The sequence below is a fragment of the Methylobacterium sp. yr668 genome, assembly GCF_900116245.1.
In the GTDB taxonomy this organism is placed as follows: Bacteria; Pseudomonadota; Alphaproteobacteria; order Rhizobiales; family Beijerinckiaceae; genus Methylobacterium.
In genome coordinates, this window is record NZ_FOZY01000002.1 from 284286 (window position 1) to 311141 (window position 26856).

Annotated in this window: 27 protein-coding genes; 11 read left to right on the forward strand and 16 right to left on the reverse strand. The window is 73.5% G+C overall.

Annotated features, from left to right (window positions below):
- Positions 1-104: 104 nt before the first annotated feature.
- Entirely contained in the window at positions 105-1577 is a 1473-nt protein-coding gene (locus BM419_RS03930; protein WP_020093438.1) for an MDR family MFS transporter, read from the forward strand.
- A gap of 109 nt (positions 1578-1686) precedes the next feature.
- The gene (gene xseA / locus BM419_RS03935) at positions 1687-3387 is read left to right on the forward strand and encodes an exodeoxyribonuclease VII large subunit (protein WP_020093439.1); all 1701 of its coding nucleotides are present in this window, start codon (positions 1687-1689) and stop codon (positions 3385-3387) included.
- A 49-nt stretch (positions 3388-3436) separates the two neighbouring features.
- Here the strand turns inward: xseA and BM419_RS03940 are convergent, their stop codons facing one another.
- Positions 3437-4189, reverse strand: a complete 753-nt coding sequence (locus BM419_RS03940; RefSeq protein ID WP_091924984.1) for a GNAT family N-acetyltransferase — start codon at positions 4187-4189, stop codon at positions 3437-3439.
- Positions 4190-4314: 125 nt separating this feature from the next.
- Between BM419_RS03940 and BM419_RS03945 the strand changes: the two genes are divergently transcribed.
- Both BM419_RS03945 and BM419_RS03950 read left to right on the forward strand, forming a co-directional pair.
- On the forward strand, positions 4315-5742 hold the full coding sequence (locus BM419_RS03945; RefSeq protein WP_026604972.1) for an alpha/beta hydrolase: 1428 nt from the start codon (positions 4315-4317) through the stop codon (positions 5740-5742).
- On the forward strand, positions 5739-7286 hold the full coding sequence (locus BM419_RS03950; protein ID WP_042670578.1) for a GMC family oxidoreductase: 1548 nt from the start codon (positions 5739-5741) through the stop codon (positions 7284-7286). The genes BM419_RS03945 and BM419_RS03950 overlap by 4 nt, the downstream gene beginning before the upstream one ends.
- Before the next feature lie 6 nt (positions 7287-7292).
- Here BM419_RS03950 and BM419_RS03955 read toward each other — a convergent pair whose 3' ends face one another.
- Positions 7293-8009 carry a GNAT family N-acetyltransferase gene (locus BM419_RS03955; protein ID WP_020093443.1) on the reverse strand — a complete coding sequence of 239 codons (717 nt, stop codon included), beginning with the start codon at positions 8007-8009 and terminating at the stop codon, positions 7293-7295.
- Positions 8006-8632, reverse strand: coding sequence for an FMN-binding negative transcriptional regulator (locus BM419_RS03960; RefSeq protein WP_020093444.1), 627 nt, complete (start codon positions 8630-8632; stop codon positions 8006-8008). The genes BM419_RS03955 and BM419_RS03960 overlap by 4 nt, the downstream gene beginning before the upstream one ends.
- 98 nt (positions 8633-8730) lie before the next feature.
- Between BM419_RS03960 and BM419_RS03965 the strand changes: the two genes are divergently transcribed.
- A complete protein-coding gene (locus BM419_RS03965) occupies positions 8731-10236 on the forward strand; it encodes a MocR-like pyridoxine biosynthesis transcription factor PdxR (RefSeq protein WP_091924987.1) in 1506 nt (501 codons plus the stop codon).
- On the opposite strand, the gene BM419_RS03970 is transcribed toward BM419_RS03965, so the two are convergent.
- The 9 genes from BM419_RS03970 to BM419_RS04010 form a co-directional block, all read right to left on the reverse strand.
- Positions 10208-11482: a hypothetical protein gene (locus BM419_RS03970; RefSeq protein WP_026604973.1), complete on the reverse strand. Its 1275-nt coding sequence runs from the start codon at positions 11480-11482 to the stop codon at positions 10208-10210. The two genes, BM419_RS03965 and BM419_RS03970, sit on opposite strands and share 29 nt — an antisense overlap.
- Positions 11483-11570: 88 nt before the next feature.
- Complete coding sequence (locus BM419_RS03975) at positions 11571-12596, reverse strand: ABC transporter ATP-binding protein (protein ID WP_020093447.1); 1026 nt, start codon at positions 12594-12596, stop codon at positions 11571-11573.
- A gap of 8 nt (positions 12597-12604) precedes the next feature.
- Entirely contained in the window at positions 12605-13660 is a 1056-nt protein-coding gene (locus BM419_RS03980; RefSeq protein WP_020093448.1) for an ABC transporter ATP-binding protein, read from the reverse strand.
- A complete protein-coding gene (locus BM419_RS03985) occupies positions 13657-14592 on the reverse strand; it encodes an ABC transporter permease (RefSeq protein ID WP_020093449.1) in 936 nt (311 codons plus the stop codon). Before BM419_RS03985 ends, BM419_RS03980 begins: the two co-directional genes overlap by 4 nt.
- 14 nt (positions 14593-14606) lie before the next feature.
- Entirely contained in the window at positions 14607-15560 is a 954-nt protein-coding gene (locus tag BM419_RS03990) for an ABC transporter permease (protein ID WP_020093450.1), read from the reverse strand.
- A 160-nt stretch (positions 15561-15720) separates the two neighbouring features.
- On the reverse strand, positions 15721-17343 hold the full coding sequence (locus tag BM419_RS03995) for an ABC transporter substrate-binding protein (protein WP_020093451.1): 1623 nt from the start codon (positions 17341-17343) through the stop codon (positions 15721-15723).
- A 107-nt stretch (positions 17344-17450) separates the two neighbouring features.
- A complete protein-coding gene (hpxZ, locus tag BM419_RS04000; protein ID WP_020093452.1) occupies positions 17451-17834 on the reverse strand; it encodes an oxalurate catabolism protein HpxZ in 384 nt (127 codons plus the stop codon).
- Positions 17831-19231, reverse strand: coding sequence for an AtzE family amidohydrolase (locus tag BM419_RS04005; RefSeq protein WP_020093453.1), 1401 nt, complete (start codon positions 19229-19231; stop codon positions 17831-17833). Before BM419_RS04005 ends, hpxZ begins: the two co-directional genes overlap by 4 nt.
- Entirely contained in the window at positions 19228-19422 is a 195-nt protein-coding gene (locus BM419_RS04010; RefSeq protein ID WP_020093454.1) for a DUF4089 domain-containing protein, read from the reverse strand. Before BM419_RS04010 ends, BM419_RS04005 begins: the two co-directional genes overlap by 4 nt.
- Before the next feature lie 767 nt (positions 19423-20189).
- On the opposite strand from BM419_RS04010, the gene BM419_RS04015 reads away from it, so the two are divergent.
- Together BM419_RS04015 and BM419_RS04025 are read left to right on the forward strand one after the other, a co-directional pair.
- Entirely contained in the window at positions 20190-20570 is a 381-nt protein-coding gene (locus tag BM419_RS04015; RefSeq protein ID WP_020093455.1) for a DUF6481 family protein, read from the forward strand.
- Between the two features lie 580 nt (positions 20571-21150).
- Positions 21151-21438, forward strand: a complete 288-nt coding sequence (locus tag BM419_RS04025; RefSeq protein ID WP_020093457.1) for a hypothetical protein — start codon at positions 21151-21153, stop codon at positions 21436-21438.
- Positions 21439-21452: 14 nt separating this feature from the next.
- Here the strand turns inward: BM419_RS04025 and BM419_RS04030 are convergent, their stop codons facing one another.
- From BM419_RS04030 to BM419_RS04045, 4 genes are all read right to left on the reverse strand, one after another.
- Entirely contained in the window at positions 21453-21659 is a 207-nt protein-coding gene (locus BM419_RS04030; RefSeq protein ID WP_020093458.1) for a hypothetical protein, read from the reverse strand.
- Positions 21660-21848: 189 nt separating this feature from the next.
- Positions 21849-22514 carry an HAD family hydrolase gene (locus BM419_RS04035; protein ID WP_020093459.1) on the reverse strand — a complete coding sequence of 222 codons (666 nt, stop codon included), beginning with the start codon at positions 22512-22514 and terminating at the stop codon, positions 21849-21851.
- 154 nt (positions 22515-22668) lie between these two features.
- A complete protein-coding gene (locus tag BM419_RS04040) occupies positions 22669-23091 on the reverse strand; it encodes a DUF2934 domain-containing protein (RefSeq protein ID WP_020093460.1) in 423 nt (140 codons plus the stop codon).
- A gap of 109 nt (positions 23092-23200) precedes the next feature.
- On the reverse strand, positions 23201-23668 hold the full coding sequence (locus tag BM419_RS04045) for a hypothetical protein (RefSeq protein ID WP_042675064.1): 468 nt from the start codon (positions 23666-23668) through the stop codon (positions 23201-23203).
- A 190-nt stretch (positions 23669-23858) separates the two neighbouring features.
- Here BM419_RS04045 and BM419_RS04050 point away from each other — a divergent pair, with 190 nt between their 5' ends.
- The 4 genes from BM419_RS04050 to BM419_RS04065 all read left to right on the forward strand — a co-directional run bounded on the left by BM419_RS04050 (position 23859) and on the right by BM419_RS04065 (position 26771).
- A complete protein-coding gene (locus BM419_RS04050) occupies positions 23859-24425 on the forward strand; it encodes a NifU family protein (RefSeq protein WP_020093462.1) in 567 nt (188 codons plus the stop codon).
- A gap of 288 nt (positions 24426-24713) precedes the next feature.
- On the forward strand, positions 24714-25388 hold the full coding sequence (gene tsaB / locus BM419_RS04055; RefSeq protein ID WP_026604975.1) for a tRNA (adenosine(37)-N6)-threonylcarbamoyltransferase complex dimerization subunit type 1 TsaB: 675 nt from the start codon (positions 24714-24716) through the stop codon (positions 25386-25388).
- Positions 25385-25900, forward strand: coding sequence for a GNAT family N-acetyltransferase (locus tag BM419_RS04060; protein ID WP_012317649.1), 516 nt, complete (start codon positions 25385-25387; stop codon positions 25898-25900). The genes tsaB and BM419_RS04060 overlap by 4 nt, the downstream gene beginning before the upstream one ends.
- Positions 25901-25904: 4 nt before the next feature.
- A complete protein-coding gene (locus BM419_RS04065) occupies positions 25905-26771 on the forward strand; it encodes a lysophospholipid acyltransferase family protein (protein WP_020093464.1) in 867 nt (288 codons plus the stop codon).
- Positions 26772-26856 lie beyond the last annotated feature (85 nt).

Below are 26856 nucleotides of genomic sequence, written 5' to 3' on the forward strand. Positions count from 1 at the left end.
CCGACACCGAGCGGATGTGCGCCCGCGCACGGATCTCGCCGCGGAGAGGCCGGTTGCCCGAGCCAACGCTAGGTGTGCAGGCGCGGCGGGCCTAGATCGGCCCGATGCCCAAGTCCCTCGAGACGCGCCGCCCGCTGGTCCTCGCCGCGGTGATGGCGTCGATGTTCATGATCGCCATCGAGGCGACGATCGTCTCGACGGCGATGCCGCAGATCGCCGGTCATCTCGGCGACCTTCACCTCTACGCCTGGGTGTTCGCGTCCTTCCTGCTGACGCAGACGGCCACCACGGTGGTGTTCGGCAAGCTCTCGGACCTCTACGGACGCCGGCCAGTCCTGCTGTTCGGCATCGCGGTGTTCCTGGCGGGCTCCCTCCTGTGCGGGCTCGCGTGGTCGATGCCCTCGCTGATCCTGTTCCGCCTCATCCAGGGCGTCGGCGCCGGGGCGATCCAGCCGGTGAGCCTGACCGTCATCGGCGACCTTTACGCGGTGCGGGAACGCGGCAAGGTCCAGGGCTACCTCGCGAGTGTCTGGGGGATCTCGTCGGTGGCCGGCCCGCTGGTCGGCGGCCTGATCATCGGCCACCTGAGCTGGCCCTGGATCTTCTGGATCAACCTGCCGATCGGCGTGATCGCGGCCGGCCTGTTCCTGTGCTTCCTCCACGAGGGCGTCGAGCGCCGCCCGCGCCAGATCGACGCGATCGGTGCGGCCCTGTTCACCGCCGCCATCGCGGCGCTGATGATCGCGCTGACCGAGGCGGGCGAGTCGGCCGAAGCCGCCCTGTGGCCGGCGGTGGCCTTCGTGGTGGCCGCGACTCTGTTCGTCGTCCAGGAGCGGCGCGCGCCGGACCCGATGCTCGACATCCGCCTGTGGTTGCAGCGCCCCATCGCGACCGCCAACACCGCGACGCTGCTCTCCGGCATGACGGTGATCGGGCTCACGGCGTTCCTGCCGATGTACGTGCAGGGCGTCATGCGGCAGTCGCCCCTGATCGCCGGACTGACCCTGACCCTGATGGTGCTCGGCTGGCCGATCGGCGCCACGACGGCGGCGCGCAGCTTCGTGCGGTTCGGCCTGCGCCCGATCCTGCTGGTCGGCGCGACGCTCCTGCCCCTCGGCGCGGTCGCCTTCGTGGCTCTCGGGCCCGATACCTCCCCGGCGGTGGCGGCCTGCGGCTCGGTCGTGATGGGGCTCGGCATGGGCTTCCTGTCCACGGCCGCCATCGTGATCATCCAGGACAGCGTCGCCTGGGCGCAGCGCGGGGCGGCGACGGCCTCCAACATCTTCTCGCGCAACCTCGGCTCGACCCTCGGCGCGACCGTCCTCGGGGCGGTGCTGAATTACCGGCTCGCGAACCCGTCGAGCGGCCCGGCGGTGAACTCCGATCAGCTGCGGCGCCTGCTCGACGATCCGGCAAGTCTCGGGGCCGGCGGCGAGGCGATCCGGGCCGGCTTGGAGCACGCCCTGCACGGCACGTTCTGGACGGTGTTCGCCGTGGCGGGGCTGACCCTGCTCCTGTCGCTGCTGGTCCCGCCGGTGGCGATCTCCGACCGGCCGCGCGAGCTCGCCGTCGAGTAGGGGGCGGCATTCGCCGAGGGAGAGGCGCCGCAGGCGCGGCGCCGGCCGAGCGATCCCGTCTCCACAGCGGGCCTTTGACTGTCCCGCCGGAGGCCCCTAGCGTCGGCTCATGCCCCTCGTGCCGCCCCCGCGCCCCGCAGCCCAGCAAGCGGCGGACATCCCGCCGACCAGCGTGCTCAACGCCAACCAGCCGGAATGGTCGGTCGGCGAGCTCGCGGGCGCCCTGAAGCGCACCCTCGAGGACGCCTTCGGGCACGTCCGGCTGCGCGGGGAGATCTCGGGGTATCGCGGCCAGCACGGCTCGGGCCACGCCTATTTCTCCCTGAAGGACGGGCAGGCGCGGATCGACGCGGTGGTCTGGAAGGGCGTGTTCGGACGCCTGCGCCAGCGGCCGCAGGAGGGGTTGGAAGTCGTCGCCACCGGCCGCATCACGACCTTCGCGGGCAAGTCCTCGTACCAGATCGTCATCGAGAGCCTGGAGCCCGCGGGGCTCGGCGCCTGGATGGCGCTCCTGGAGGAGCGCAAGAAGCAGCTCGCGGCCGAGGGCCTCTTCGCGCCGGACCACAAGCGGCCGATCCCCTACCTGCCGCGGGTCGTCGGCGTCGTCACCTCGCCGACCGGCGCGGTGATCCGCGACATCCTCCACCGGCTGGAGGACCGCTTTCCCCGTCCGGTCCTCGTCTGGCCGGTGCGGGTCCAGGGCGACGGCGCGGCCGAGGAGGTCGCGGCCGCGATCCGCGGCTTCAACGCCCTCCCGGCCGGGGGGCCGATCCCGCGCCCGGACGTGCTCATCGTGGCCCGCGGCGGCGGCTCGATCGAGGATCTCTGGGCCTTCAACGAGGAATGCGTCGTCCGCGCCGCCTTCGCGAGCGCGATCCCGCTGATCTCGGCGGTGGGGCACGAGACCGACACCACGCTGATCGACTACGTCTCGGACCGCCGCGCGCCGACCCCGACGGGCGCCGCCGAGATGGCGGTGCCGGTCCGCGCCGACCTGATCGCCACGGTGGCGGACCTGTCGGCCCGCGGCCGGGGGGCGGTCGGGCGCCGGATCGACCGCGACCGGTCGGACCTGCGCGCCCTCGGACGCGCCCTTCCGAGCGCCGACGCCCTGCTGGCGGCCAAGCGCCAGCGGCTCGACCTCGCCGAGGCGCGCCTCGCCCCGGCGCTGGCGGCGGGCGCGAGCCGCCACCGCGCGCGGCTCCAGCTGCTCCTCGACCGGATGGCCCGCCGCTCGCCCGACGTGGCCCTCGCCAACGCCCGCGCCCGGCTGGCGCGGATCGACCACCGGCCGCTCCACGCCCTGCGCAACGACGTCCAGCGCAAGGGCGAGGCCCTGGTCCAGCTCGGGCGCCGCCTCGTCGTCGCACGCGAGGCCAGCCTGGAACGGGCCCGGGCGCTGCAGGCGCGCCGCACCGACCGGCTCCTCGCCTTGTCGGAGCGCCTCGCCCAGGCGGGCGCGCGCGGGATCGAGCGTCGTCGCGACCGGCTCGACGGTCTGGCGGGCCTGCTCGGCTCACTCAGCTACCGCGCGGTGCTCGACCGGGGCTACGTGCTGGTACGCGACGCCGCGGGGCTGCCCGTCCGCCGCGCCGCGGAGGCGGCGGCCGCCCAGCGCCTCAGCCTGCAATTCGCCGACGGGACCGTGACGGCCGTGCCCGATGGGACTGCCGATCCGTCCCTGTCGGCCGCTCCATCCCCGTCCGCGAAGCCCGCCCGGCGCGGCGGCGCGGCCGCGCCGGCGACGGCCGGCAAACGGACCGGCGCGAGCCCCGCCCCGACGCGGCAGGGCTCGCTGTTCGACGCCTGAAACGGTCGCCGCGGCCGGATGTAAGGGCCGGCCCGCGACCCCCCGCGTCTCAGCCGGGCTCCGGTCCGACCCGGTAGTGATAGCGGTACAGTTCGCGCTCGAATCCGAGTGCTCTGTAGAGCGCCCGCGCCGGCGTGTTCGCGGCCACGACCTGCAGGCAGGCGGCCCGGGCGCCCTCCCCGCGGCCCCAACGCAGCAGCGCGCCGACCGCGCGCCGGGCATGGCCGCGGCCGCGCAGGGGTTCGGGCGTCGCCGCCGCCTCGATGACCATCAGCTCCCGGTCGAGCACCCCGAAGGCGATGGCGCCGATGCCCCCCGCGGCCGCTGCCGCCGCGAAGGCCCGCGGCAGGGCCAGGGCGGCGACGGTGTCGCGGAACACCCGCGCGGCCGCTTCATCCGCGCGGTTCACCGCGTCGCGCAGGGCCAGCCAGTCCGGCCCGGGCGCCGCGGCGACCGCCACGGCCGGATCGGGCGCAATCGGCAGGTCGTCGAGACTGCGGATCAGCGTGCAGGTCTCGTCGACCACATCGTAATCGCCGCCGGCGAGGAGCGGCTCCATCTGCGGGGCGATGGCCGGCACGCGGAAGATCGGGCGCTGCCCCAGGCGGCCGTAGATCGCGCGCGCCGCCGCGATGGCCGGTCCGGGCGCGCCGCTCCCGCGCATGGGGTTCACGGAATTCTGCCGCTTCGAGCGGCCGCCGGCGGCGCGCAGCAGGTAGCCGTGGACCAGGAGCTCGCGCGGGCTCGGCCAGGCGTTGAGGCAGGCCTCCTCCACGCGCCAGGCCTGTTCGAGATCCGCCATCGCCGCCTCCTCCGATGCTCCTGATCGCACGCGGCCACGACTCGGCCAATGAGTCCGAGACAAGACTTCGGCCATGCGGCGTCGCGTACGCTTGAAGCATTCCGGCGCCGCGCGATGTCTCGCCGATGTCCGAGCCCGAAGTCCTGTTCTGCCTGCACTTTCTGGGCGGAAGTGCCCGAAGCTGGGAGCGTCTCGCGCGCGCCCTCGACGGGACGCCGTTGACTTGCGTGCCCGTAGACTTGCCGGGCTTCGGCGATGCCGCCGGCACGCCGGGCTACTCCGTCGCCGCCATGGCCGATCACGTGGCCGAGGCCATCCGCGCGCGGGCTCCGGCGCGCTACGCGATTGCCGGCCACAGCATGGGGGCCAAGGTTGCGCTGGCGCTCGCGCGCCGGGCCGAGGATGGCGAGGCGGGGCTGGCGGGGCTCACCGACCTCGTCCTGGTCTCCGGTTCGCCGCCGAGCCCGGAGCCGATCCCGGAGGACCGGCGCGCCGACATGCTCGCTTGGATCGACGCGGATCCCGAGACCCGGCGCCGCGAGGCCGAGGCCTTCGTGCGCGCCAACGTGGGCGACGGCCTGGATCCCGAGAGCGAGGCGCGGGCGGTGGCCGATGTCCTGCGGGCCGAGCCGGCCGCCTGGAAAGCCTGGCTCGAGGAGGGCGCCAACGAGGATTGGTGCCGCCGGGTCGGCGTCCTGCGCACCCCGGCGCTGGTCCTCGCGGGGTCCGAGGATGCCGACCTCGGGCCTGACGCGCAGCGGGCCCTCACGGCGCCCCACCTCGCGCACCATCGTCTCGTCACCGTGGACGGCGTCGGCCACCTCCTGCCGCTGGAGCGGCCCGCGGCCCTGGCCGACCACCTGCGCGCCCATCTCGGTGACCGGCCCCGGCCGCCCGTCGAGGCCGGCCCGGCGGTGCCGCCGGACTACGCGGCGCTGATCGCCTCCGAGCGCGTGAACAGCCGCCTCCGTGAGGCGCTCGCGGAACGCGCCGCGCCGGGCGATCCCGCCTATCGGCCGGCGGCCCTCGACCCGGTGGAACTCGCGATCCTGCGGGCCGCCCTCGCCCGCGTCGTGCCGGTGCCGCACCTCGATCTGGCCGGCCGCCTCGACCGGCGGCTTTCCTCCGGCGACGGGGACGGCTGGCGCTTCTCGGCCCTGCCGCCGGACGCGGAGGCCTACCGCGCCGCCCTTCGGACGCTCGACGCCGCCGCCCGCATCGCCCGCAACCGCCCGTTCGTGACCCTCGACGCGGCCGAGCAGGACGGGCTGCTCACCCTGTGCGCGCGCGCCGCGCTGCAGGTTCCGGAGAGCCTCGGCGGCCGCCTCGACGCCGACCGGATGCGGTTCTGGTTCGAGGATCTCCGCGCCGACGCGGTCCGCCTCTGGCTCGGCCATCCGGCGGCCCTGGCGCGGATCGGCTTCTCGGGAATCGGTGCCGGCGGCGACCGGCCGGGCGAGATCGCGGACGGCCTGCCGGGCTTCCACGCCGTCGGACTCGACGCGCCGGAACCCTGGGAGCCGCGGGCGCTGCGGACGGAGGCGGGACGATGAACCTCGCGGGGATGCGGACCTACCGCGCGGACGAGGCCGTCGACGCGGTCGTGGTGGGGACGGGCGCCGGCGGCGCGCCGCTCATCGCGCGCCTCGCCGCGGCGGGGCTGAAGGTCGTGGCCTTGGAGGCCGGACCGAACTTCACCCCGGAGCGCTTCGCCTTCGACGAGACGCTGGCCGACGAGATCTACTGGACCGAGGAGCGGCTGAGCGGCGGCTCGACCCCGGAGGCCTTCGGGGCGAACAACAGCGGGACCGGCGTCGGCGGCTCGACGCTGCACTGGGGCGCCTTCGTGCCCCGGGCCGACGCCCGCGACCTCCGATTACACACGGAGAGCGGCGAAGGGGTCGACTGGCCACTGTCCTACGAGGACCTGCTCCCGTTCTACGAGCGGGTCGAGCGCTTCCTCGGCGTCTCCGGCGCGCAGAGCTATCCGTGGGATGCCGGCCGCCGTTATCCCCTGCCCCCCGTCCCGCGGAACGGGCCGGCGCAGATCATGGCGCGGGCCTGCGAGGCCCGCGGCATCCGGTGGGCGGACGCGCCCGCCGCCGTGGTCTCGCGGGACTTCCAGTCCGAGGACGGGCCCCGCCGCAACGCCTGCATCAATTGCGGCTTCTGCCACCAGGGCTGCCGCACGGGCGCCAAGGCCAGCATGGACGTGACCTACCTACCCTACGCGGTCGCCCGCGGCGCCGAGATCCGGGCCGAGGCCTTCGTCCACGGCCTGGAGCGGGGCGCCGACGGCCGGATCACCGGCGTGGTCTACCGGCAGGACGGCGCGGAGCGGCGGCAGCGCTGCGGCGCCGTCTTCCTCTGCGCCGGAGCGGTCGAGACGCCGCGCCTGCTGCTCCATCTCGGCCTGGCCAATTCCAGCGGCCAGATCGGGCGCAACTACATGGGGCACGTGGCGACCCAGGTCTGGGGCACCTTCGACCACGAGGTGCGCATGAACCGGGGCTATCCGTCCTCGCTGATCACCGAGGACTTCATCCGCGCCGGCGCCGACTTCGCCGGCGGCTACCTGATCCAGAGCCTCGGCGTGGTGCCGTTGACCTTCGGCAACTCGGCGGCGCGGGGGCGCGGCCTGTGGGGGCAGCCGCTGCTCGACTACCTCGACCGCTACAACCACTTCGCCGGCATCGGCATCAACGGCGAGACGCTGCCCTGCGACGCAAACGTGCTGACCCTCGCCGACGAGACCGACGCGCACGGGATGCGCAAGGCCCATATCAGCTTCGGCTACAGCACCAACGAGAACCGCCTCAACGCGCACGCCACCAAGGTCATGCGCGATCTCTGGGAGGAGGCGGGGGCCGACGACGTCTGGGTGCTGGAGCGCGTCGCCCACACGCTCGGGACCTGCCGGATGGGCCGCGACGGGACGAGCGCCGTCGTCGACCCGCACGGCCGCAGCTTCGACATCGACAACCTGTGGATTTGCGACGGCTCGACCTTCCCGAGCTCGCTCGCGGCGAACCCGGCCCTGACCATCATGGCGCTCAGCCTGCGCAGCGCGGAGGCGTTCCTGGCCGGCGGCCCCTGAGCCGGCTCAGCCCGCGGCGGCGCGCAGGTCCGCGAGCCCGCGCCGCTGCCGGCCCGCCCCGTCGAAGTTCGACGGGTCCAGCCACGCCGCGAAGCCGGCGCGCACCCGCGGCCACTCGGTATCGGTGATGGAGAACCATGCCGTGTCGCGGGAGCGGCCCTTCACCACCACGGCGTTGCGGAAGATGCCCTCGAAGGTGAAGCCGAGCCGCAGCGCCGCCGCCCGGGACGGGGCATTGAGGCTGTCGCATTTCCACTCGTAGCGCCGGTAGCCGAGCTCGTCGAAGGCCCGGGCCATCATCAGCGCCATGGCCTCCGTGGCGGCGGGCGCCCGCTGCAGCCGGGGGCCGAAGTGGAGGTGGCCGATCTCGATCACGCCGTTGGCGGGATCGATCCGGAGATACGAGGCGATCCCGAGGGCGTCGCCGCTCGCGTGATCCAGGATCGCGTGGAACAGCGGGTCCTCGCTCGTCTGCTGCCGCGCGAGGCGCGCCAGGTAGGCCTCCGCGCTCTCCGGCATTTCGTCGCCGAGATAGGTCCAACCGCGCGTGTCGGGGGCGGCCCTGTAGGTGGCGTAGAGTGCGTCCGCGTGCGCCGCGGCGTCGAGCGGCACGAGCCGGCAGAAGCGGCCCTCCAGGGGCGTGCGCGGCGGCCGCGGGCGCGGGCTCCAGTCCGGCAGCGCCGGGCCGACGGGCTGGCCGAAGCCGTTGAGGCGCGCGCTCACAGCCCGCTCCGCTCGGCGACCAGCCCGGCGAGACCCGCCTCGCCCTCGGCGCGCAGCCCCGCGATGACCCCGTGCCGGTCGGCCTCGGGCCTGTTCTGGCTCATCTTCCACTTCCCCTCGACCCGCGTGATCGGAATCTCGATGCCGATGATGCCCCGAACCTGCGCGGCGACGAACGGCGCCGGCGCGTCCGCGACCGCCCACGGCTCGGCCCGGGACGCCTCGCGCAGGGCGGTGAGGTCGGCGATCTGGCGCCCGAGCCAGTCGGCATCCTCGATCATCCGCGGCCGGCCCCAGGCATGGACGGTGGCGTAGTTCCACGTCGGGACCACCCGGCCGTGCTCGCGCTTGCTCGCGTACCAGCTCGGCGTGACGTAGCCCTGCGGCCCCTGGAACACGATCAGGCACTCCTCCGCCGCGGCGAGATCCTGACCCTGCGGGTTGGCGCGGGCGAGATGCGCCCGCAGCACCCCGTGGGGACCGTCGTCGTCCAAGAGGAACGGGATCGGGTTGGCGGTCAGGCCACCCGCGCCGGCGGTCACCAGCAGGCCGAGGGGGTTGGCGCGGATCAGCGCGTGCTGCGCGGCGCGTGAATCGTCCCGGAAATGGGGCGGCTGGTACATGGGCCTGTCCTGCGGCGATGTTGCGGATCCGGGCTTGACCGTTCGGCGGTCCAGGCGAAAGGTCCAATTCTCGCGCTGTGACTGGACCAGTTTTCCGCATGGCCCGGGCTCCCCTGCCCCTGACGCTCACCCTCGACACCGCGGCCGCGGCGCCGCTGCACGCGCAGCTCCGAGAGGGCCTGCGCGCCGCGATCCTCGAGCGCCGGCTGCCGCGCGGGGCCCGGCTCCCGGCCTCGCGGGTCCTGGCCGCCGACCTCGGCTGCGCGCGCGGGACCGTCGTCCTGGCGCTGGAGCAGCTGACCGCGGAGGGCTACCTGACGGCGCGGCCGGGCTCCGCGACGCGCGTCGCCGCGACCCTGCCGGACGACGCGCTGCCCGCGCCCGGCCTGCTCCGACGCCCGGGGGACGAGCCGGCCCCGACCCTGTCCCGTCGGGGCACCCGCCTCGTGTCCGCGCCGCCGCGGCGCTACATGGCGGGTGCGGGCGTGCCCGACGCCTTCGCGCTGGGCCGGCCGGCGCAGGACGCTTTCCCCTTCGAGGTCTGGGGTCGCCTGCTCCAGGCCGAGTGGCGCCACGGCCCGACCGAGCGGCCGGACCCGCGCGGCTCGCCGGCCCTGCGCGCCGCCATCGCCGCCTACCTGGCCCAGGCGCGCGGCGTCGCCTGCGAGGCCGACGACGTCATCGTCACCGCGGGTATCCGACAGAGCCTGCGCCTGCTCGCCGAACTGCTCCTCGATCCCGGCGAGACCGCCCTGGTCGAGGAGCCCGGCTTCCCGGGCATCGCGCAGGCCCTCGCCGGCGCCGGCCTGAACCCGATTCCCGTCCCGGTCGGTCCCGGGGGCCTGTCGGTGGCCCTGGCCGCCGCGGGGGCGCCCGGCGCGCGGCTCGCGGTGGTGACGCCGGCCCACCATTACCCCCTCGGGCACGCCATGAGCCTGGAGAACCGCCTGGACCTCCTGGCCTGGGCCGAGGCGGGCTCGGGCTGGATAGTGGAGGACGATTACGACGGTGCCTACCGCTATGCCGGGCGCCCGCTCGCGCCGCTTTGCGCCCTCGATCGCGGCGGCCGGGTGATCTACGTCGGCAGCTTCTCGAAGCTGCTGCTGCCCGCCCTCGGCCTGAGCTACCTTGTGCTGCCCCGCGGCCTCGTCGCGCCGGTCAATCAGGCGCTGGCCGAGACCGGTCCCGCCCCGCCCGGGATCGGCCAGTGGGCGCTGGCGCGCTTCATCGAGGACGGCCACCTCGCCGGCCATCTGCGCCGGACGCGCCGCCTCTACGCCCTGCGCCAGGAGGCGCTGATCGAGGCCGCGCGCCGCCACGCCGGGGACGTCGCGGCGATCGCCGCCATGGAGGGCGGGATGCACGTCATCGCCCGGCCGGGGCCGGCCTGGGGCCCGGCCCTCACCGACGTGGCCGCCGCGGCGGCGCTCGGCCGCGCGGGGATCTCGGCGGTCGCGCTCTCGGCCTACCACGCCGGACCGGCGGAGCCGGGCCTGCTCCTCGGCTACGCCGCCGTGCCCGAGCGGGCGATCGAGCCGGCGGTGCGGCGCATGGCGGAGGTCCTGCGGGCGGCGGTCAGTGGAGGATCGCGCCCGTCTCCATGAACCGGTTCAGCCGCTCGATCAGCGGCGCGACCATCACCCGCTCGTACTGCGGCAGCAATCCGCGCCGCGCGTGGGCCACGTTGGCCTCGGCCTGCTCGCGGGCGAGGCGGTGCCAGCGCGCCCGGTCGTCCCGGCACGCGGCCCAGGCGCGCTCGATCGACCGGAACACGAGCGGCAGCCGCTCGGCCGGGTCGGACACGAGGTCGTAGTGGTGGTCGATCAGGCCGCCGAAGGTCTCGAAGCCCAGCTCGGACAGCCGCGCGACGGCGCGCGGCGCGCCCACCGTCACGAAGGGCAGGCCCGTCGCCGCCGCCTTGATCGACTTCTCGGTGATCCGCTCGACGCCCGGCTCGAAGAAGTCGGTCTCCGAGATGACGGTCAGGTCGCACGCCGCGTAGGCCTGCGTGTCGAGGGTCATGACCATGTCGGTGCCCTGATCGGCATCGATCCGCCGCGCCCGGCGCGGGATCCAGCTGCCGACATCGGCGAGCAGCGGCCCGAAGGCCGCCTCGATCTCCGGCGGGGCGTGGAAGACGTCGATGCCGCCCGCCTTCGGGTTGTCCTCGCCGATGCCGTGGAAGGAGATCAGCCCGTCGCGGTCCAGCCCGCTGAGCTGGAACCAGCGGTAGAGCAGCACCCGGTGCCAGCGCAGGGCCGCGTTCTGGCAGAGGAACCGGGCCGGGCCGGCGGCGCGGGCGAAGGGCGCGTAGCCGGTGCGGTCGAGGGGGTGCTGTGGGAAGAGCCGCGGACCCTCGGCGTCGTCCAGCCAGAGGGCGACCTGGAGCGGGAAGAACTCGAAGGTCCAGAACCGCAGGCCCTCGCCGTAGAGCCGCTCGTAGTCGAGCCGCAGCAGCCGGTTCTGCGTGACCAGGATCACCCGCTCGCGCGGGATCCCGCGTTCTTCGAGGTTCCGGTGCAGCGCTTCGAAGGTCGGCGCGTGCAGGCCCGGCCCCTCGTTCGAGAGGTCGAGGAGCAGCGCGGCGCGCCCGGCGCGGAGGTTCTCGGCGTCCCCCGGTTCGAGGAGGTCGAGGCGCCCGTTCGCCTCCGGGAAGCCCAGACGCACGAAATCGAGGACCGGCAGGCAGAGGACGTGGTTCGCCGGGCCGGGTTGGGCGGTCACGGTGACCCGCTTGCCCAGCCAGCCGAGGGCCGCCGGCAGGAAGTGCCCGGCCTCGCCCCGGGGCACGAGCAGGATCTCGGACGGGACTGGCCCGGATAGGACTGGCCCGGATTGGACTTGGCTCATCGTGACGCCCGCGCGGCCGGTTCGGACGCGGTCCGCCGCCGCGGGACCGCGCCGAGCCGGATAAAGCCTCGGCGCGGGGGCGTCGAGGTCAGGCCGGGACCGGCTCGGCGGCGCGCACCGGGGTCGGGCCGGCCCGGTAGGCCGCCGAGGCCTCCTCGGTCCGCCAGCAGGCGACGCGGTGGCCGGGGACGATCTCGGCGACCGGCGGCATCTCCCGGCGGCAGCTTTCCTCGGCCAGGAAGCAGCGCGGCGCGAACGGGCAGCCCGGCGGGCGGTTGGCGAGGTCGGGCGGGCTGCCGGGGATGGTCTGGAGCCGGGAGCCCTTGGCGAGCGCCCCCTCGGCCCGGCTGCGCAGCAGGCCGATCGTGTAGGGGTGGTGCGGGTTCAGCACCACCTGATGCGCCGTGCCGGTCTCGACGATCTTGCCCGCGTACATCACGGCGATCCGGTCGGCGACCTCGACCGCCGCGCCGAGATCGTGGGTGACGATCACGATCGACAGGCCGAGGTCGCGCTGCAGCTCGCGGAGCAGCAGCAGGACCTGGATCTGCACCGTGGCGTCGAGCGCCGTGGTCGGCTCGTCGGCGAGCAGGACCTGCGGCCGGCAGGCCAGCGCCAGCGCGATCATGGCGCGCTGGCGCATGCCGCCCGACATCTCGTGCGGGTAGTTGTCGAGCCGCCGCTCCGGGCTCGGGATCCGCACCCGCTCGAACAGGGCGAGCGCCCGCTTCCGCGCCGCGTCCTTGGAGATCGTCTCGTGGCGCAGAATCGCCTCGGTGATCTGCCGGCCGACCGTGTAGACCGGGTCGAAGGCGAGCAGCGGCTCCTGGAAGATCATCGAGACGTCGCCGCCGCGGAAATCGGCGAGCTGGCGCCGGGTCAGCGCCTGCACGTCCTTGCCGGCGGCCCGGATGCCGCCCTCGATCCGGCTGCGCCCCTCCGGGAACAGCCGCAGGATCGCCCGCAGGGTCACGCTCTTGCCGGAGCCGGATTCGCCGATGAGCGCCAGCGCCTGACCGCGCTCCAGGCTCAGGTCGACGCCGTCGACGACCTGCACCTTGCCGAAGGCGACGCGCAGGTTCTCGAGGGCGACCGCGGGTTCTGAACCGGACATCGGGGTGCTCATGCTGCCAGCGCGCCCGCGGGCGCCGCGGAATGGCCGGAACCCGGCTGGCGGGCGAGGCAGGCGACGCGGTGCAGCGGCCGGATCGTGTCGAGGGGCGGCTTCGTCCGGCCGCAGACGTCCTCCGCCAGGGCGCAGCGCGGGTGGAAGCGGCAGCCCGGGGGCGGGTCGATCGGGTTCGGCGGGTCGCCCGCGAGTAGCGCCGCCTGGGTGCGGTTGTCGGGATCGAGCGACGGCATCGAGGCGAGCAGCGCCTCGGTGTAGGGGTGCGCCGGCGCGTCGAGCACCGTGTCGGACGGGCCGATCTCGGAGACCCGGCCGAGATACATCACCATCACCCGGTCGGAGATGAAGCGCACGACGTTCAGGTCGTGGCTGATGAAGATGTAGGTCAGGCCGAACTCGGCCTTGAGGTCGAGGAGAAGGTTCAGGACCTGCGCCTCGACCGACTTGTCGAGCGCCGAGACCGCCTCGTCGAGGAGCACCAGCCGCGGCTCCAGGGCGAGCGAGCGGGCGATGTTCACCCGCTGGCGCTGGCCGCCGGAGATCTCGTGCGGGTAGCGGCCGGCGAAGCGCTTCGGCTCCAGCCCGACCCGGGCGAGCAGCCCGCGGGCGCGCTCCACCGCCTCGCGGGCGGGCACGCCGTTGACCTTCGGGCCGAAGGCGATCGACTGCTCGACGGTCATGCGCGGGTTGAGGGACGCGTAGCTGTCCTGGAACACCATCTGGGCCTGGCGGCGGTAGGACCGCCAGGGCATGGCGCGCTCGCCGACCGGCTGGCCGTCGTACAGCATCGTGCCGGAATCGCGCTCGATCAGGCCCATGAGCAGCTTGGCGGTCGTCGACTTCCCGCAGCCGGATTCGCCGACGATGCCGAGCGTCTCGCCCTTCAGGACATCGAAGTCGACGCCGTCGACCGCGCGGACGACCTGCTTCTTGCCCCCGGCCTTGCGGACCGGGAAGTGCTTGACGAGGCCCGAGACCGACAGGAGCGGCTGAGCGGGTCCGCCGCGGTCGCGGGCGAACGGGTCGGGGGCGTCCGGGATGACGCTCACTGGCGAATCTCCATGGCGGACCGGAGCCCGTCCGAGAACAGGTTGAAGGCGATCGAGACGATGAAGATGCAGACGCCCGGGAGGGCGGCCACGACCGGATTGACGTAGATCGCGGTGCGCAGGGTGTTGAGCATCAGGCCCCATTCGGGCTCGGGCGGGCGCACGCCGAGGCCGAGGAACGAGAGGCCGGAGGCCAGGATCATCGAGACCGAGATCAGGCTGGTCGCGTAGACGAAGATCGGCCCGACGACGTTGCCGAGCACCTGCACGCGCATGATCGTCAGGGCCGAGGCGCCCGACAGCTTGGCGGCGTCGATGTAGTCGCGCTTGCGGATGCCCGTGGTGACGCTCTCGGCGACGCGCGCGATCTGGGGCACGAACACGCAGGTCAGCGACACGATCGAGTTGAAGATGCCGGCGCCGAGCGCCCCGGACAGCGCGATCGCCAGCAGCACCGACGGGAAGGCGAAGAACACGTCGATGGTGCGCATCAGGATCGTGTTGGTCCAGCCGCCGACGTAGCCGGCGAGGATCCCGATCGCGGAGCCGATCACGAAGGCGATCAGCACCGGCGTGACGCCGATGAACAGCGACAGCCGCGAGCCCAGCATCAGCCGGCTGATCATGTCGCGGCCGAGCTCGTCGGATCCGAGCCAGTAGGTGGCGTCGCCGACGTGCCTGAGGCGGCGCAGCATGGAGCCCTTGTAGGGGTCCATCGGGGTGATCCAGGGCGAGAGGATCGCGATCAGCACGACGATCAGGATCACGGCGCCCGCGCCCATGGCGACGGGGTCGCGCACGAGCCGGTGGCCGACATGGCCCCAGAAGCCCCGCGACGGGGCGAAGGCGGCCTCGGGCCCGTGGGTCACGTCCTCGGCGGCGAGGACGCCGCCGTCGAGGGCCACGGAGGCCGCGGTGACGGGAACGGTCATCGTCGGGCTCCGGCTCAAGCGCGCTCGATGCGCGGGTCGAGGGCGGTCTGCATCACGTCCACCAGCAGGTTGAGGAGCACGAAGAACATCGCCAGCACGAGGATCGAGCCCTGGAGCAGGGGCAGGTCGCGCTGGAAGATCGCGGCGTTGAGAAGGAAGCCGGTGCCCGGCCACGCGAACACGGTCTCGACCAGGATCGAGCCGCCGAGCAGGTAGCCGAGCTGCAGGCCCATGATGGCGAGCGCGGTCGGGGCGGCGTTGCGCACGACGTGGCGGAACACGCCGCGCTCGTCCATGCCCTTGGCGCGCAGGGCCTCGACGAAGTCCTGGGACAGGATGTCGGCCACCAGCGCCCGGACCGTGCGGGCGATGATGCCCATCGGGATCACCGACATCGTGATCGCCGGCAGGATCAGGTAGCGCAGGTGCTCGAAGTCGGGCCGCCAGTTTCCGGAGCCGTCGGGCCCGGCCCCGGTGGGCGGCAGCCAGCCGAGATTGGCCGAGAACACGATCACCAGGACCATGCCGAGCCAGTAGTGCGGCACGCTCACGCCGAAGACCGACACGGCCGAGGCGGCCCGGTCGGCCAGCGAGTTGCGGTGATAGCCCGCCACGAAGCCGAACAGGGTGCCGAAGGTGAAGCCGATCACGGTCGCCACCGAGGCGAGGATCAGGGAGTTCACCACGGCGCGGCTGACCTCGCCGAGCACCGGGCGGCCGGTGGCGATGGAGGTGCCGAGATCGCCGTGCAGCACGTGCCAGAGCCAGATCAGGTACTGGACCGGCAGCGGCTTATCGAAGCCGTAGGCCGACCGCATCTCGTCGATGGTGGCCTGGGTGGCGTCGGCGGGCAGGACCGCGCTCAGGGGATCGCCCGGCGCGAGGTGGACGAGGAGGAAGCAGACGACGCTGACCCCGAACGCCACGGGCGTCACGTAGACCAGTCGTTTGAGGATGTAGAGCAGCATTCAAGGGCCTGTTGTCTACTCAGCCGAGACTATTCCCCTCCCCCTTGTGGGGAGGGGTCAGGGGTGGGGGTGGTTCAGGAGGCACCGCAACGCCCTATCCTGCACCACCCCCACCTCCGGCTCCTCCCCACGAGGGGGAGGAGAGAGGCGCCCCGTTACGCTACCGCCCCGCGGTCGCCATCGTAATCTTCGAGAAGTCCTGGAACCAGTTCTGCGCCTGGACGAAGCCCTTCACCTTGGGGCTCATCGCGCGCGGATTGACGTCGTGCGTGATCATGATGAACAGCGCGTCGTCGACGTACTTCTCGTGGACCTTCTCCAGGACCTTCGTCTGCTCGGCCTTGTCGAAGGTGTTGCGGACCTGATCGAACAGCTTGTCCATCGCCGGATCGCAGTAATAGCCCCAGTTCGTGCCGTTCGGCGGGGCGAAGTTGCACTGCAGGTGGCGGATGAAGCCGGTGAAGGGGTCCTGGATGAAGTACGAGTAGTTGATCGCCGAGACGCCGCGGGAGATGTCGGCCTTGGCCCCGGCCCGCCAGATGTTGATCAGCGTGTTCCACTCCACGACCTCGTAATCGACCTGGATGCCCACGTCGGCGAGGTTCTGCTGGACGAACTCGTTCATCGGCAGCGGCTGCATCTGGCCTGAGCCCGAGGCCGAGATCGCGACCTTGAGCTTCAGTGGCTTGGCCGCGCTGTAACCCGCCTCGGCCAGCAGCTTCTTGGCGGCCTCCGGGTCGTACTTGATGTCGAAGGTCGGGTGGCCGAACCACTGGTGACCGGGCGGCATGAAGCCCTTGGCGGGGATCGCGAGGCCGCCGAGCAGCTCCTTCAGACCCTCGCGGTCGATGGCGAGGTTCGCGGCCTTGCGCACGCGGATGTCGTTCCAGGGCGAGCCCTCGACCCGCGACAGGTGCCACGTCCAGTTATGCGGGTAGGCGTTGGTGACGATGGTGAAGCCGGCGCTCTTCAGCGAGGCCACGGAATCCGGCGCGGGCGCCTCGATCCAGTCGACCTGTCCGGAGCGGAGGGCGGCGGTCCGGGCGTTGGCCTCCGGCAGCGGGATCAGCACGAGCTTGTCGAGCTTCGGCACGCGGTCCTTGTCCCAGTACTCCTTGAACGGGACCATCTCGGCGCGCTCGCGCGGGGCGAACAGGGTCAGCTTCCACGGGCCGGTGCCCGAGGGCTGCTTGGCGAAGGCGTCCCAGGACTTGCCGAGCTTCTCCCACTGGGCCGGCGACGACATCATGATCCAGGCGATCTGGTAGGGCAGCGTCGCGTCGGGGGCCTTGGTGGTGATCTCGACGGTCAGCGGGTCGACCGCCCGGTAGCTCGCGACCGCCGGGATGCGGGTCTTGCCCTGCGCGGACTGGCGCGGGTCGTATTGCGGCGCGTCGGCCTTCAGGAGCTTGTCGAGGTTCCAGACTACCGCGTCGGCGGTGAAGTCCGAGCCGTCGTGGAATTTCACGCCCGGCCGGAGCTTGAAGGTCCACTTGGTCTTGTCGGTGGCGTCGACGCCCCAGCTGGTCGCGAGTCCCGGCACGAGGTCGGAGGCCAGCTCGGCGCTCGACAGGTCCCAGTTGATGAGGCCGTCATAGACCGTGTAGCCCATGAACCGCATGCCCTCGCCGCCGTTGTCGGTCTGGCCGGTGGTCAGCGGGATGTCGGAGGCGGTCATGCCGATCCGCAGCGTCCCCTGCGCGAGGGCAGCGGTGCTCGCGGAGAGCGCCAGGGCACCGGCCAGCGCGCCACGGGCGCCGAGTTTTCTCAGACGGGACAGCATCTTGGGTCGGGTACTCGCGTTGGTCCGCGCCAGACGGCGCGGAATACGCTCGACCGTATGCAAGCCCGCGGCCACACGCCCCCGCCGGGGCGCGGGCCGCTCCGCGGCTAGTCCGCGTCGATCAGGCTCACGTGGGCTGCGACCACCCGCCAGCCCTCCGGGAAGCGCGCCCAGGTCTGGCTCTGGCGACCGATCTTCCCCGGTGCGCTGGCGCGGGTGAACAGCGTCATCGCGGTGGCGAAGTCGCGCCCGTAGGTGGTGATCTGCGTCCGCGCCAGGGTCCGCTCCAGGCCCACCGGGGAGCGGGCCCGGCGGAAGGCGCGGATCGCGTCCATGCCGTAGAGGTTCTCGCCGATCCCGTAGCGGATGGTCAGCGGATCGTCCCGGAACAGCGCCTCCAGGGTCGGGACGTCGTTGGTGGTGAGCGCCGTCTCGTAGGCCCGGAACGCGGCCGCGACCTCGGCCTTCACGGCGGGATCGTCGATGATCATCGGGCAAGCTCCGCGATGGGCGCCGTGCTGACGCCGGTCCGTTCGAGATAGCGCGCCGCGCGCAGGACGAGATCCTCGCGCCAGGGTGCGGCGATGATCTGGACGCCGAGCGGCAGACCGGCGTCGAGCCGGACCGGCGCCGCCACGACCGGGAGGCCGATGAAGCTGACCGGCTGCGTGAACACGCCGATATTGGCGCGCACCGGCAGCGTCACGCCGTCGAGGACGAAGTGGGTCTGGCCGCCCCTCGGCGCGCGGCAGGGCGTGGCCGGGGCCAGGATCACGTCGACGGTCTCGAACAGCTTCAGCACCCGCGCCCGGTACCAGCGGCGGAACCGCTGCGCCCGCTCCACGTGGGGCGCCGGGATCATTGCCCCGGCGATCAGCCGGTCGCGCACCGCCGGGTCGAAATCCTGCGGCCGGGTGCGGAGACGGTCGAGGTGGAGCGTGGCGCCCTCCGCGGCGGTGATCAGGTAGGCGGCCGCGCGGGCGCGGTGCGCCTCCGGCAGCTCGACGGTGCGCCGCGCGCCGAGCGCCTCGGCGGCGCGCGCCACCGCCGCGAAGGCTTCCGGATCGCCGTTGCGGGCGAAATGGCCGCCGGCCACCGCGACGCGCAGGCCGTCGATCCCCGCCTCGAGCCGCGGCAGGACCGGCTCCGCCGGGCGGAGCGTCGCCACCGGATCGTCCGGATCGGGGCCCTGCATGGCGTCGTAGGCGAGCGCGAGATCGGTCACGCTCCGGGCCATCGGGCCGAGATGGTCGAGGCTGCCCACGAAGGGGAAGCTCCCCGCGCGGGTCAGCCGGCCGTAGGTCGGCTTGAGACCGTAGCAGCCGCAGAACGCGGCGGGGACGCGGATCGAGCCGTTCGTGTCCGAGCCCAGCGTGAGCGGCACCATCCCGGCGGCGATGGCCGCGCCCGAGCCGCCCGACGAGCCGCCGGTCATGTGATCCAGGGCGTGCGGGTTGTGGGCGTCGCCGTCGTGGATGTTCTCGCCGGTGAAGTCGTAGGCGTACTCACCCATGTTGAGGGCGCCGACGAGGATCGCCCCCGCGGCCTCCAGGCGCCGGACCAGGGCGCCGTCCCGCTCGGCCGGCGGCCGCTCCCGGTTGATCTTCGATCCGGCGCGGGTCGGCAGGCCGTCGATGTCGATCAGGTTCTTCACCGCGAACGGCACGCCGGCCAGCGGGCCCGGCAACGCCCCCTCGCGGCGCGCCGCGTCCTGCGCGTCGGCCCGGGCCAGGGCGCGGGCGGACAGCACGTCGGTGAAGGCGCCGACCCGGTCGTCGAGGCGCCCGATCCGGTCGAGCGCCGCCGTGACGGCCTGCCGCGCGGTGGTCCGGCCATCGGCGATCGCTGCGGCGATCGCCGTTGCCGTCGAGGGATCGCTCGCGCTCACGCTTCGAACCTCGGGGCCGCGTCGATCTCGTCGGCGAGCGGGAAAGCCTCCACCAGCTCGGCCGCCGCGGCCAGGACGCGCAGATTCGCGGTCACCGGGGCGATCCACGCGGGGTCGAGGGTGAGGCCGAGCAGGGCCGCCGCGGCCGCGGCGTAGCTCTCGGGATCGTACGGGGGGCGGGTCTCGGACATGGAACTCCTCAGGCCGATCGCGCGGGACGCGATCGATCGCGGCAAGCAGGCCCTGTGCCGCGAGCCCGCGCGCAGTGCCGCGAACCGGCGCGCCTGCGTGCCTAGATCATAGGCAGACAGGGACGTGCTGGCGATGGATTCGATGCGCTCCGATCCGCGTGCACAAGAATTAGGCGGCGGCGGGAGGACCTTTTCTGGGCACGCCCGTGCGCCGGAGCGGAATCGCGACCCCTCGCGGGATCGAAGGTTCGGCAACGGATACGCTGTCGATTTTGCAGGTCTGCCTTGTGATGGAAGTATAGGTCCGTCCAGCGGACAGCTGCGCGACGGGCGCCGGGCGAACACGAATCTTGTCTTCGCCCGGCGCGCGACCCATCTAGGGCTGGCAGGCAAGTCCAGGGGATGGATGCGCGCCCACCTGTCGAGCACCGAAGCCTCTGCCGGCCGCCGGCCTGAGGTATTTCCGCACCGCGGGTCGAAACTCTTACAGAGTGGGCCGGGATTGTCGCCGGACCGGCCGCCTGCGCAGGTCTCGCCGATTGCATCTCGTGTGAAGCTCTGTTTAAGGGCTCTGCGATCTTCGAACAATGGTCCGACCCGAGCGTTCAGACGCAGGCCGAACGCTCGGGTCGGACCATCGGTACAGCCGGTGGATCGGTGCGGTTCCGGGGCGCGGGGATGGCGTCGGAACCTGCAGACTCCGTACGTGCCCGGCCCCGCCGGATGTCCCTGCGACACGCGAGACGTACCCAACTGAGAAAGGTCAGATGAGCGCATTCGACTACAGGAATTTCGACGACCGTCGCCAGAACTCGCAGAACGCCAAGGCCGCCCTGCTGGCCAAGTTCAAGGCGCGCCCCCCGTCCGACGACCCCGAGGTGATCGCCAAGGCGAAGGCCCGCGCCGAGGTCGCCAAGGCCCGCGAGGAGCGCTCCCGCGAGCGCGAGGCCGCCCGGATCGCCGCCGAGCGGAAGGCCGCCGAGGAGAAGCGTCAGCGGGAGGAGGCGGAACTCGCCGCCCAGATCGCCCGCGAGGCCGCCGAGCTGGCCGCCGCGCAGGAGCGCAAGTCGGCCGACCTGGCCGCCAAGAAGGCCCAGCGCGACGCGCGCTACGCGGCCCGCAAGGCGAAGGTCAAGACCAAGCGCTGAGCGCAGGCCGTCGGCTCACCCGAGCTTCGGACGCCCAAGACGCCCGCCCGCAAGGCGGGCGTCGTCGCGTTCGGGGGGGCGTGTCCGCACCCGGCAACCAACGCGCGCGGCAACGCGTTGAGGGCGGCCGAACCGCGACGCGCCCGTCCGGCGCGGGCAGCCGAGGCCGCGATGCTTTCCCGATCCCGACTGGTTCTCCCCGCGGTCCTCGTCCTCGCCGCGCTGCCCTTCGCCGTCGCGCCCCGGACGGCCCGCGCGCAGGGGGCGGACTCGGTGATGGCCTGCGAGACGCTGATCGCCGCCCGGCGGATCGACGAGGCCTCGGGCAGCGGTGGCCCTGCCCCCACGGAGGCCGGCTGTCGGCGGATCCCGCGCAGCGCCATCGGCACCGTGGAGCAGCGGGCCCTGATCGGCGGGGCGCCCTACGAGTGCCTGACCGTCGCCGGCGGGGGCCGTGCCGCTGGATCGTGCCCTGACGCGAAGGCTGTCGATTATTGCCGGAGCCCGCACTCTGACCAAGCTTCACGGGTGATCGAGACGCTCTATCTGTGTCTCGAGCGAGTGAGGTCCGAACGTCAGTATGCCGAGTACCCTGGCAAGCACGCGCGTATCGATCGTGGCAGCGACTTGGATCGTCTCGGCCCTGGCCGGCGGGGCCGCCCGCGCGGAGCCGCCGATCCGGAGCCCGGAGGACGCGGCCTGCCGCAACGAGGCCCGCGCGAAGGTGTTCTCGGCGCCCAACCCGCAGGGTCTCGAACTTGAGGAGATCGGGCGCCGGATCTACTTCGCCTGCATGGACCGCGTCGCGAAGGCGGCCGCACCGGCGGCGAAGCGGGGTGGCCGGCGCCATCGGCACCGGCGGCATTGACCCGCGACGCGGGGTCAGGCGTCGAGCGGCGCGCCGATCCGGGCGCGGAGCCGCAGCCGCAGGGCCTCGTTACCGCCTTCGGCGTCGAGGGCGGCCATCAGGCGGAGCAGCTGGCTGAGCGGGGTCGACCGGCTCTCGACCGCGTCGGCGATCTGCTCCGGCAGCGACTTGGCGACCGGTACGAAGCGCGGTGCCGGGCTGGCCTGGTGAGTCTGGGGCATGCGAGGCGCTCGTCCTTCGAAGGAGTCCAGATTGGCGGGCGGGTCGCTACGCCTTTCGATCGACGGGCACCAGTCCTTTTCGCGTGAATACGTAGCCGGCATCGCTCCGCGTCACCGCGCTGCAACAGCGCGGCGGGAATGTGTGGATGATGCCGGACCCGCCGCGGAATCCGCTTGCCGGGCCGGCGCTCAGCCGCCCGTCAGCGGCGACTCCGCGAATCGGTCGAGCAGATCCTCGGGGTCCCGGTAGATCGCCGCGCAGCCGGCCGCCCTCAGGTCCGCCTCCGGAAAGCCGCCGCAGAGGAGGCCGACGGTGCGCAGGCCCGCCTTCGCGGCGGCCTCGGCGTCGTAGGGGGTGTCGCCGACGACGATGATCGCGTCGGGCGGGACGCCGTCGAGCTTCGCCAGGGCGGCCTCGAAGATGTCGGGGTGCGGCTTGGACCGGTCCGCGTCGTCCGAGCTCGTGGCGACGTCGACGAGGTCGCCGATCTCCAGGATCTCGGTGTAGTGCTCGACCTCGGAGCGCTTGCCCGACGAGGCGAGCGCGATCTTCAGCCCGGCGGAGCGGATGTGCTCGAACAGCGGCCGGACACCCGGGAACGGCCGGACCTCGGACAGGTAGCGCCGTTTGAACAGGTCGGAGCGGTAGGCCTCGATGGTCTCGCCCTCCCGCGCGATCCGCTCCTCCGACAGGAAGACCGGCATCAGCTCGTCGCCGCCCTTGCCGATCTGCCGGCGGACTTCGGCGAAGCCGGTTTCCACGCCGAAATGCGCGAAGGCCTCCACCCAGGCGCGGGCATGCAGGTCGACGCTGTCGAGCAGCGTCCCGTCGATGTCGAAGATCACCGCGCGCATCGCAGCCCCGTCGCGGAGCCCTGCGCCCGCATCAGGCCGGACAACCTACCGGCGCCCGGCCTGTTCCGCGCCGGGCCCACGAACGACGGAAGCCCGCCCCTGCGCGAGGGGCGGGCTCCGGGAGAGGCCGTGGTGGCGCCGCGGCGCCGACCCTTCAGTGCATCGAGGCCGGGGTCCGGGCGGGCTTCGCCTTGGCGGCGAGGCCGGCGGTCACCGCGGCCTTGGAGGCGCGGGCGGGCTTCGGGGCCGCCGGCTTCGCGGCGGCCTTCACGGCCGCGGGCTTGGCAGCGGCGGTCTTCGACGCGGCGGTCTTGGCGGCGGGCTTGGCAGCGGCGGTCTTGGTGGCAGCGGTCTTGGCGACCGGCTTGGCGGCGGTCTTCACCGGCGCGGCCTTCGCGGAGGCCTCGACGGGCTTGGCGGCCTCGACCGTCTCGGACGCGGCGGCGGCGAGCATTGCGTTCGCGCGCAGCTCGGACTCGGCGCGGATCCAGTGGGCCGCAGCGTGCCCGTGAATCCGGCCCTCGTTCTCCCAGATGTAGTAGGCGCACTCGCGCACGTGGTGCTCGCTGATCAGCATGCGGTCGATCTCCTGTCCGTCCCGGGGACGACGATGGGAGAGCCGGGTTAAGCGTCGGTTAACCCTGCCGCCGGCGACCGGTCGCGGTGCGCGCGCGCTTCGGGCCGCCCTACTGGGCGATCCCCAGCACCCGCCGCGCCTCGGTCAGCAGCACGGCGTGCCGGGCCGCGCCCGGACCCTGATCCGGCGCCTCGCGGCCGGCCCGGGCGATCAGGTCCTGGAAGCGCCGCCGGTCGAGGGCCCGGTGCCCGATGCTGGCGAGGACCGCGCCCAGGACGATCCGGACCGCCTCGGTGCGCTCGTCGGCCATCGCAGCGGCTTCGGACGCGGCCGCGTTCGCCTGCGCGTCCACCTGCGTCTCGGCCCGCGCGGTCGCGGCCGCCTCCGCGCGGGTCTGCGCCTCCGCGAGCGCCGCGGCGAAGCGCTGCCCCTCCTGCCAGGCCTGGTCGTGCTGATGCGTGCGCAGCGCGAGCAGCACCTTGAGCGAGGCCGCTTCCGCGCGCGCCGCGTCCAGCTTGGCTTGGGCCTCGCGCAGATCCTTCAGCAAGTCCTGCGCGAGGGTCTGGTCCGCGGTCATGTCCACTGCCGGCTCCTCTGGCGTTCGACGGCGTTCGTCCTGTCGCGCCGTCGGCCGAATGTCCACTCTCGCGCGCCGGCGGGACCGGACGACAGGTTGAGAAAATCCGATCGCCGGTCCACATGGGAGGCGGCGCCTCGCGGCGCCTGTCCCGGCCGGCCTTGAACCGGCGCAGCGGAGTATCGCCACCATGTTCATCCAGACCGAAGCCACGCCGAACCCGGCCACCCTGAAGTTCCTGCCCGGCCGCGTCGTGCTGGCGGAATCGACCTTCGAGGCGCGGGACGCCGAGGCCGCCGCCCGCTCGCCCCTGGCCGCGGCGCTGTTCACCGTCCCGGGCGTGGCGGGCGTCTATTTCGGCCACGATTTCATCTCGGTGACCAAGGCCGAGGACGGCTCGGACTGGGCGCAGGTCAAGCCGGCGGTGCTCGGCGCGATCATGGAGCACTTCCAGTCCGGCGCGCCCGTGATGGCCGAGGGCGGCCACGGCGAGATCGAGCCGGGCGACGAGTTCTACGACGAGGCGGACCACGACACCGTCGTGACCATCAAGGACCTGCTCGAGACCCGGGTGCGCCCGGCGGTGGCGGGCGATGGCGGCGACATCACCTTCCGCGGCTACAAGGAGGGCGTGGTCTATCTGGAGATGAAGGGGGCCTGCTCGGGCTGCCCGTCCTCCACGGCGACCCTGCGGCATGGCGTGCAGAACCTGTTCCGGCACTTCCTGCCGGAGATCCGCGAGGTCCAGGCGATCTGAGGATTTGCGCCCGCGCCGCGGTGCGGGCGGCACGCCGGAGGGCCGGAACGGCACTCGGCTGCCCCCCGGCTCCCGCCTTCGCGGCGGAGCCGGGGGCCGGTGCGCCGGACCCGTCCGAGGCCGCGGGCGCGCACCGGCGCAAGCCGGCAACACTCCACCGGTGATCCGCCCGGTGCGGGCGCCCCGCCGCTGACGAGGCGGCGGTTTTGCTCTAACGCTGGAGGCTCTTCGCGCCCGTCGCGGCGCAGGGAGGCAACCGTCGGCGCGGACCGGCCTGTGGGAGTGAGCGTGCGTATCCTGGCCATCGACACAGCGCTGGACACCTGCGCCGCCTGCGTCATGGCGGAGGAGTCCGAGGCGCCCCTCGCCGCCGAGTCGCTGCCCATGGCGCGCGGCCACGCGGAATCCCTGCTGCCGCTGATCGAGCGGGTGATCGCCCGGGTCGAGGGCGGATTTGAGGCGATCGACCGGGTCGCCGTGACGGTCGGACCCGGCAGCTACACCGGGCTGCGGGTCGGCCTGTCGGCGGCCCGCGCCATCGGCCTCTCGACCGGCAAGCCCGTCGTCGGCGTCGGCACCCTCTCAGCGCTCCTCGCGCCGCTCCTGGCCGACACCGTCGCGGGCACGATCGCCGCGGTGATCGACGCCCGCCACGGCGCCGTCTACGTGCAGGCCCTCGGGCCGGGCGATGGCCTCGCGCCCGCGCATCTCGCCGTCGAGGCGGCGGCCGAGCAGCTGGGCGACGGCCCGGTGGTGCTGACCGGCTCCGGCGCGCCGATGCTGGCCGCCGCGCTCGCCGCACGCGGCGTCGCGGCGCGCGTCGCCCATGTCGGCGGTCCCGATATCGCGGCGGTGGCCTCCCTCGGCCTCGTCGCCGACCCGGCGCAGGCCCTGGCGCGGCCCCTCTACCTGCGGGGGCCGGATGCCCGGCCGCAGGACCACGCGCGGATCGCACGGCGATGACGCGCCCGCTGCCCTTCTGGCCCTTCGACTGGTGGTTCGCGTGGTGGGACGCGCTGACCCCGGAGCCCTACGTCGCGCCGCTCCGCGACGCCGCGCAGGCCCCTGCCCTCGCCCGCCTCCACGCGACCGCCTTCGCGCGGCCCTGGGACGCGCACGAGTTCGAGCGGATGCTCTGCGAGCGCTCGACCCACGCGCACGCCCTCTGGCGCGCGGGCGTCCTCCAGGGCTTCGTGCTCTCGCGCCGGGCCGCCGACGAGGCCGAGATCCTGACGGTCGTGCTGTCCCCGGCTCTGCGCGGCGGCGGCCACAGCCGCAAGCTGCTCCGCGAGCACCTGGCGAGCCTCGCCCTCGACGGCGTCGCCCGGGTGCATCTGGAGGTCGACGAGGGCAACGCTCCCGCGCTGCGGCTCTACGCCCGGCACGGCTTCCGGCAGGTCGGTTCGCGCACCGGCTACTATCTCAAGGCCGACGGCAGCCGGGCGACCGCGCTGACGATGAGCGCCGACCTGTGACGCCGTGAGCCGCCTCGGCATCGCCTGGCGCGTCGCGGCCCTCGCCCTCGCCTTCGCTGTGCTGGGACCGCCCCACTGGATCGCCCTGCGCCTCCTCGGCCGCCGCGCGACCCTGGCGCCGATCCTGTTCCACCGCGTCTTCCTGTGGCTGTTCGGGGTGCGGGTCACGCAGAGCGGGACGCCCCCGGCCCCCGGCGAGGCGGCTCTGGTGCTCGCCAACCACGTCTCGTGGCTCGACATCATCGCGGTGGGCTCGCTGCGGCCGCTCTCCTTCGTGGCGAAGTCCGAGATCGCCGGCTGGCCGCTGATCGGCGTCCTCGCGGGGCTCCAGCGGACGATCTACATCGACCGGCAGCGCCGCGGCGCGACCGCGAGCGTCAGCACCGCCATGGGCCACCGCCTGGCCGAGGGGGAGCTGGTCGTCCTGTTCGCGGAGGGGACCACCGGCGACGGGACCCGGCTCCTGCCGTTCCGCTCCTCCCTCGTCGGCGCCGCCCGCGCGGCGCTGCAGGCCGAGGCCGGGCGCGGACGGGTGCGCCTCCAGCCGCTCGCCATCGCCTATCCACGGCGCAACGGCCTGCCGGTCACGCGCGCCGAGCGCGCGGAGATCGCGTGGTACGGCGACATGGAGCTGGTGCCGCACCTCGCGACCTTCGTGCAGGGCGGCCCCATCGACGTGCACGTGGTCTGGGGCGCGCCGATCCCCTTCGAGGCGACCACCGACCGGAAGGTCGCCACCGCGGCCGCCGAAGCCGAGGTGCGCGCGGCCCTGCGGGGCGCCGGCACGGGCGCCGGCACCGCCCCGGCACCCGACACGCGGCCGGCCGCCCCGGGGATCGGTCTCCAGGGGCCGGAGATCGCGCCGGTCTGAACCCTCGGCGCTGCGCCGGACGCTGCTCCCGCGTCGGGATCCGGAGCCGGCGCGCCCGCGACCCCGGCACCGTGGGAGGCGCGCG